The sequence below is a fragment of the Streptomyces sp. NRRL WC-3549 genome, assembly GCF_000721935.1.
In the GTDB taxonomy this organism is placed as follows: domain Bacteria; phylum Actinomycetota; class Actinomycetes; order Streptomycetales; family Streptomycetaceae; genus Streptomyces.
Genome location: NZ_KL585429.1, coordinates 2,176 through 8,656, shown reverse-complemented (window position 1 = coordinate 8,656; position 6,481 = coordinate 2,176). Strand labels below are relative to the sequence as shown.

Here is a 6,481-nt window from a genome sequence, read left to right as displayed (position 1 = left end):
ATCCCGCCGGCTGGGTGCGCGCCGCCGTACGCGCGGAGGCGCGCGCCGCCCGGCGAAGGGCACGGCGCGAGCACCCCTGCCGGGTCGACGAGCTCCCCGGCGGTGAGGGAGGCCGGCCCGAGACGGTCGCCGAAAGCGCCGCCGTCAGGCGGGCGTTGCGCGCCGCGGTGGACCGGCTGCCCGGGAAGTGCCCTCGGCTGCTCGGGGCGATGCTGGCCGCCCACGACCCGACCTACCGGGAAATCGCAGGGGAGTTGGGTATCTCACAGGGGAGCCTGGGCCCGATGCGTTCCCGTTGCCTTGGATGTCTGCGCAGAATGCTCGCGGCGGAGGTTGTAGCTCCTGGACCACGGGGAAAGGAGCGGTAGACAACCGGCGGACCAGGTGAGCGGGAGGCATGCACACATGGGCATGAGCGTGACCATCTCGGCGGCGACAGCGCAGGACGCCGAGCAGATCTTCAGGCTCCAGTACCTCTGTTTCCAGAGCGAGGCGGAGCTGTACGGCAACTACCGGATCGACCCGCTCGTCCAGACCCTCGCATCGGTCCGTGACGAGATCGCCGCGGACCTGGTGTTCGTCGCCCGGCTCGGCGAGGAGGTCGTGGGCTCGGTACGCGGCTCCACCGACGAGAACGGCACCGGACGGATCGGCCGCCTCTGCGTCCACCCGCGCCTCCAGGGGCACGGACTGGGGAGCCGGCTGCTGCGCGCCGCGGAGAACGGCCTGGCGGACGAGCGCGCGGCCACCCGCTTCGAGTTGCACACGGGGGAGCGCAGCGAAGGCAACCTGCGGCTCTACCGCAAGGCGGGGTACGCGCGGGTGGGGGACACGACCGGTGAGGACGGCGTCCGCCTGATCCGGCTGGAGAAGGAAGCGGTGGCGCCGGAGTTCGTCGCCAGCGCGTGAACGGTCCGGCGCGGCCGGTGCGTCACGCCCGCCGGGTCACGCCCGGCGGGCGCGGCGCAGCCAGATCATCCCGGTGACCGGCAGGATCACCGGGATGAACAGATAGCCCATGCCGAAGTCCGACCACACCGTGGCGTCCGCGAACGCGGACGGCTCCAGCAGCGTCCAGGCGCCCACGACCAGGACACCGGCCAGTTCGGCGGCACAGCACACGAGCGCCGCCCGGCGGGCCGTCTCGCCTCCCCGCACCAGACGCCAGCGGCGCCTTGCCGAAGTCCAGGATCATCTGGACGACCGAGCGGGAGGCGGCGGCGACGGTGAAGACCCCGTAGAACCAGACCAGGACCCGGCCGGGACCGGTGCCCAGCTCGAACTGCTGCTTCTGCGGGGGCGCGGAGACCGGGGCCCCGGTGCGGTCGGTGTCGGTCACGGTCAGCTTCCCCAGATGTCGTAGAGCCGTACTTCCAGGACGGCCAGCACGACCGCGCCGGCCGCCACCGTCACCGAGCCCCAGCGGGTCCGCTCGGACAACGACAGGAACCCCGCCGCCGGCACGGCCGCGAAGGCGCCGATGAGATAGGCGAGGAAGATGGTCATGCCCTGTTCCGGCCGTTCGCCGCGGGCCAGTTGCACGATGCCGACCACCAGCTGCGCCAGGCCCAGCACGGAGACGACGGCCATCCCGATGAAGTGCCAGTCCTTCGTGGGCTGGTCCCGGTAGGCGGCGAATCCGCACCAGGCGGCGAGGGCGAGCGCGGTCACGGCGACCGCGACCGTCAGGGCGACGAGCATGGACCGAGGGTATTACGGACGGCCAAGGCCTCGGCGTGCGGCCCCGGCGGCCCGGGCGGTACCCGGTGGGCGAAGGGCCGGCGGGGCCTGTCCGGGAATCGTGGCCTTGACCACAGCGGGCCCCCGGCACGGCTCTGCGGCGGCCCGCTCGGCCGGCCCTGCCCGGAGGGCTTCACCGCAGGTCAGAGCCGTGTGACAGGCGTTCCCGGACGACGCGCGCGCGGCCCGCGCTGACCGTCCAGCACTGTCCGCTATACGGACGGCCTGGATCACGGCGATGTCACGTCTGTTTTACTGGGGCCATGACCACGACGAGCTACCGCATCCCTGCGACCGAGGCGAACCCGACGCCCGGTGCTCGTTGTATGTGTCGAATGCGCGCCTTCTGAGGGCCCCCGCCTGAGCCTCGCGCCCCGAAGCGAGACCGAGCCCGCTCCGTCCGTGTGCCGCGGACCGAGCCTGCCCGGGTGCGAGACGCGCCCGGACACCCCGGGCCGTGCCGTGCCGAGACCCCCACCGGTCCCCCCAGACCCCTGAGCACAGTCTCTTCAGACGAACGCCCCGTGCCCGGCGGACCCCGCGCCGTGCACTCGACAGTGACGGAAACCCTGTGATCACCACCTCGGGCCTCACGAAGGTCTACCAGTCGCGCGGCCGGGAGGTCACCGCCCTGGACGGCGTGGACCTGCACGTACGCGAAGGCGAGGTCTACGGCGTCATCGGACAGAGCGGCGCCGGCAAGTCCTCCCTCATCCGCTGCGTCAACCTGCTCGAACGCCCCACCTCCGGCACCGTGACCGTCGCCGGCCAGGACCTCACCGCCCTCGCCGGGCGCGGCCACCGGGCGGGCAGGGAGCTCCGCGAGGCCCGCAGCCGCATCGGCATGGTCTTCCAGCACTTCAACCTGCTGTCCTCCCGCACCGTCCAGCGCAACGTCGAACTCCCCCTGGAGATCCTCGGGATCTCCGGACAGGAACGCGGCCGCAAGGCCCTCGAACTCCTCGACCTGGTAGGCCTCGCCGACAAGGCCAAGGCCTACCCCGGCCAGCTCTCGGGCGGCCAGAAGCAGCGCGTCGGCATCGCCCGCGCCCTGGCCGGCGACCCGAAGGTGCTGCTCTCCGACGAGGCGACCTCCGCACTCGACCCCGAGACCACCCGCTCCGTCCTCCAGCTGCTGCGCGACGTCAACCAGCAGCTCGGTCTCACCGTCCTGCTCATCACGCACGAGATGGACGTCGTCAAGACCGTCTGCGACTCGGCCGCCCTGATGAGGAAGGGCCGCGTCGTCGAGTCGGGCACCGTCGACGAACTGCTGGCCACCCCGGGCTCCGAACTGGCCGACGCGCTGTTCCCGGTGGGCGGCGCCGCCTCCGGTCCGGACAGCACCGTGCTCGACGTCACCTTCCTCGGCGACGCGGCGGCCCAGCCGGTGATCTCGCAGCTCTCCCGCACCTACAACATCGACATCTCGATCCTGGGGGCGGCCATGGACACCGTCGGCGGCCGGCAGATCGGCCGGATGCGCATCGAACTGCCCGGCCGCTACGAGGACAACGTCGTCCCCATCGGCTTCCTGCGCGAACGCGGCCTGCGGACCGAGACCGTCACCCCGGCCGCCGCGTCGCCCGCACCGCTCACCAAGGAGGCGGCGAAGTGATCTGGTCCGACATGCGGCCCCTGCTCGTCCAGGGCACGTTCGACACCCTCTACATGGTGCTCTGGTCCGCCCTCGTCACCGTCCTCGGCGGACTCCCGCTCGGCATCCTGCTGGTCCTCACCGACAAGGGCGGGCTGCTCCAGAACACCGTGGTGAACAAGGCCGTCGGCGCCGTCGTGAACATCGGCCGGTCGCTGCCGTTCATCATCCTGCTGATCGCCGTCATCCCCTTCACCACCTGGATCGTCGGGACCTTCATCGGCCCGACCGCGATGATCGTGCCGCTGGCCGTCGGGGCCATCCCCTTCTTCGCCCGGCTCGTCGAGACGGCCGTGCGCGAGGTCGACCACGGGCTCGTCGAGGCGGTCCAGTCCATGGGCGGGTCGATCCCCACGATCGTCCGCAAGGTCCTGCTGCCGCAGGCCCTGCCCTCGCTGGTCTCCGGCGTCACCACCACCGTCATCGTGCTCATCGGCTACTCCGCTATGGCCGGGGCGGTCGGCGGCGAAGGGCTCGGCTCCCTGGCCATCACCAACGGCTTCCAGCGCTTCGACGACCGGTTCATGCTCGTCACCGTCGTCCTGCTGATCGTCATCGTGACCGTCGTCCAGCTCATCGGCGACATCGCCGTACGCCTGCTGGCCCGCCGGGGCCGCACCTCCTGACCTCCACTCCCCACAAGCCCGCACTCCTTGTCCGGGCGCACCACCGTCACACCGGAAAGAGGCACTCTTCGTGCGTAAGAACATCAAGCTCACCGCCGCCGCTGCCGCCACCGCCGCGCTCGCCCTCGGGCTCAGCGCCTGCGGCACCGACTCCGACCCCGCCGCCAAGAGCGGGTCGGGCGCCGACGCCGACACCTCCAAGGCGCTCGTCGTCGCCGCGTCCCCGACGCCGCACGCCGACATCCTGAACTACGTCAAGAAGAACCTGGCGGACAAGGCCGGACTCAAGCTGGAGGTCAAGGAGTTCACGGACTACGTCCTGCCGAACACCGCCACCGAGAACGGCCAGGTCGACGCCAACTTCTTCCAGCACAAGCCCTACCTGGACGACTTCAACAAGAAGAACGGCACCCACATCGTGCCGGTCGTCGACGTCCACCTGGAGCCCCTCGGCCTCTACTCCAAGAAGGTCAAGGACCTGAAGGACCTCAAGGCCGGCCAGACCGTCGCCGTGCCCAACGACACCACCAACGAGGGCCGCGCGCTCCACCTCCTCGCGGACAACGGGCTGATCACCCTCAAGGACGGCGTCGGCACCGACGCCAAGCTCAGCGACATCACGGACAAGAAGGGCCTGCAGTTCAAGGAGCTGGAGGCCGCCACCGTGCCCCGCGCCCTCAACGACGTCGACGCCGCCGTCATCAACGGCAACTACGCCATCGAGGCCGACCTGAAGCCCGGTCAGGACTCCCTGGCGCTGGAGAAGGCCGAGGGCAACCCGTACGCCAACTTCCTCGCCGTCAAGGAGGGCAACGAGAAGGACGCCCGCGTCCAGAAGCTGGCGAAGCTGCTCAACTCCGACGAGGTCAAGAAGTACATCGAGGACACCTACCAGGGCTCCGTCACCCCCGCGTTCGGCGCCCCCGCCGCCTCCTGACCCAGGACGCCGCACACCGGCCGAGCCCCGTACACCCGCACCGGGTGCACGGGGCTCGGCCGTGCGGACCCGGCCATGCGCATCACCCGTCCGATGCTGCATGCTGGTGGCTTTACACGGTCTTGAGGCATGGAGCTGCGCATGACTACCACCTTCCCGTCCATCTCCATCAGCACGGACAGGTTGGTGCTGCGCCCCTTCGACATGGTCGACGTCCCCGCCCACATCGAGATGATGAACGACGAACAGGTCGTCGCCTGGACCGACGCCCCCCACCCCTACACCCAGGTCGACGCCGAACGGTGGGTCCGCAGGATCGCCGCCGCCGAACGCACCCAGGGCCACGGCATCGTCTTCGCCGTCACCGAGTTCCTCACCCAGCGCCTGGTCGGCTCCGTCCGGCTGCTGAACACCGACTGGCGCACCCGGGCCACCGAGGTTCGCTACATCACCGCCCCCTGGGCGCGCGGCGAGGGGTACGCCACCGAGGCCGTGCTCGCCGTCGCCGAATGGATCTTCCGCGACCAGGCGTTCGAGCGCCTGGAGCTGCGCACCCCCGCCGACAACACCGCCTCCCAGCAGGTCGCGCAGAAGCTGGGCTGCATCAGCGAGGGCGTCCTGCGCAACGCCCGCATAGCGCGGACCCGTACCGACAACGGTACGGACGGCGGCTGGACCGACATCAGGACCGATCTCATCGTGTGGGGGCTGCTCCCCGAGGACCTGGAAGGCGTCGCCGAACAGCTGGCCGACGCGGGCGGCTACGGCACGTACAACGACTGGAACTGATCCCGCCCCCGTCCCCGCGAAGCCACCGGCCGGGCGCCGGTACGGACCCGATACGCTCAGCCCTGCCCCGCCGGCCCGGTCCGGCGCCAAGCGCCCCGCCCGCGACACCCCTGGAGACTGACGACGATGTCCGACCGGGTCACGGTGATCGGCTGGGACGGCTCACCCCTGACCGCAGCGGCCACGGCCGCGCTCTCCGCCGCCACCCTCGTCGCCGGAGCGGCCCACCACCTCGCCCTGCCCGAGGTACCGCACGGCGCCGAACGCATCCGCCTCGGCAGCGTCGACCTGGCCGCCCGCAGGATCGCGGGCCACCGGGGCAGCGCCGTCGTCCTGGCCGACGGGGACCCCGGCTTCTTCGGCGTCGTACGCACCCTGCGCGCACCCGAACACGGCCTGGAGGTCGAGGTGGTGCCCGCCGTGTCCTCCGTGGCCACCGCCTTCGCCCGCGCCGGGATGCCCTGGGACGACGCCCAGATCGTCGTCGCCCACCCCCGTACCCTGCGCCGCGCCGTCAACGTCTGCCGCGCCCACCACAAGGTCGCGGTCCTCACCTCACCGGGCGCCGGGCCCGCCGAACTCGCCCTCCTGCTGGAAGGCGTCCACCGCACCTTCGTCATCTGCGAGGAACTCGGCACCTCCCGCGAGCGGGTCACGGTCCTCACCTCCGACAAGACCGCCGACCACGCCTGGCGCGACCCGAACGTCGTCATCGTCATCGGCAGGGGCCCC

General features: G+C 71.2%; 8 protein-coding genes and 1 pseudogene. 7 read left to right on the top strand and 2 right to left on the bottom strand.

Annotated elements, in window-relative coordinates; translation table 11 throughout:
* Nucleotides 1-368: sigma-70 RNA polymerase sigma factor region 4 domain-containing protein (locus tag IH13_RS45130; RefSeq protein ID WP_051835973.1), on the top strand; the 368-nt coding region annotated here is incomplete at its 5' end.
* A gap of 37 nt (nucleotides 369-405) precedes the next feature.
* On the top strand, nucleotides 406-909 hold the full coding sequence (locus IH13_RS0129600) for a GNAT family N-acetyltransferase (RefSeq protein ID WP_031089129.1): 504 nt from the start codon (nucleotides 406-408) through the stop codon (nucleotides 907-909).
* 36 nt (nucleotides 910-945) lie between these two features.
* Here the strand turns inward: IH13_RS0129600 and IH13_RS38815 are convergent.
* Together IH13_RS38815 and IH13_RS0129590 are read right to left on the bottom strand one after the other, a co-directional pair.
* Nucleotides 946-1,339, bottom strand: a pseudogene (locus IH13_RS38815) (hypothetical protein).
* 2 nt (nucleotides 1,340-1,341) lie between these two features.
* Complete coding sequence (locus tag IH13_RS0129590; RefSeq protein WP_031089128.1) at nucleotides 1,342-1,701, bottom strand: hypothetical protein; 360 nt, start codon at nucleotides 1,699-1,701, stop codon at nucleotides 1,342-1,344.
* 610 nt (nucleotides 1,702-2,311) lie between these two features.
* Between IH13_RS0129590 and IH13_RS0129585 the strand changes: the two genes are divergently transcribed.
* From IH13_RS0129585 to cbiE, 5 genes are all read left to right on the top strand, one after another.
* Nucleotides 2,312-3,358, top strand: a complete 1,047-nt coding sequence (locus IH13_RS0129585) for a methionine ABC transporter ATP-binding protein (protein WP_031089127.1) — start codon at nucleotides 2,312-2,314, stop codon at nucleotides 3,356-3,358.
* Complete coding sequence (locus IH13_RS0129580) at nucleotides 3,355-4,023, top strand: methionine ABC transporter permease (protein ID WP_031089126.1); 669 nt, start codon at nucleotides 3,355-3,357, stop codon at nucleotides 4,021-4,023. Before IH13_RS0129585 ends, IH13_RS0129580 begins: the two co-directional genes overlap by 4 nt.
* Before the next feature lie 70 nt (nucleotides 4,024-4,093).
* Nucleotides 4,094-4,960, top strand: a complete 867-nt coding sequence (locus IH13_RS0129575; RefSeq protein ID WP_031089124.1) for a MetQ/NlpA family ABC transporter substrate-binding protein — start codon at nucleotides 4,094-4,096, stop codon at nucleotides 4,958-4,960.
* 141 nt (nucleotides 4,961-5,101) lie between these two features.
* Complete coding sequence (locus IH13_RS0129570; protein ID WP_037842817.1) at nucleotides 5,102-5,749, top strand: GNAT family N-acetyltransferase; 648 nt, start codon at nucleotides 5,102-5,104, stop codon at nucleotides 5,747-5,749.
* Nucleotides 5,750-5,875: 126 nt separating this feature from the next.
* Nucleotides 5,876-6,481: precorrin-6y C5,15-methyltransferase (decarboxylating) subunit CbiE (cbiE, locus tag IH13_RS0129565; protein WP_031089121.1), on the top strand; the 606-nt coding region annotated here is incomplete at its 3' end.

Excerpts from the sequence above, each read along its gene's own strand:
- IH13_RS0129570 (WP_037842817.1), top strand. The coding sequence starts at position 5,102 with ATGACTACCACCTTCCCGTCCATCTCCATCAGCACGGACAGGTTGGTG.
- IH13_RS0129600 (WP_031089129.1), top strand. The coding sequence starts at position 406 with ATGGGCATGAGCGTGACCATCTCGGCGGCGACAGCGCAGGACGCCGAG.
- IH13_RS0129590 (WP_031089128.1), bottom strand. The coding sequence starts at position 1,701 with ATGCTCGTCGCCCTGACGGTCGCGGTCGCCGTGACCGCGCTCGCCCTC.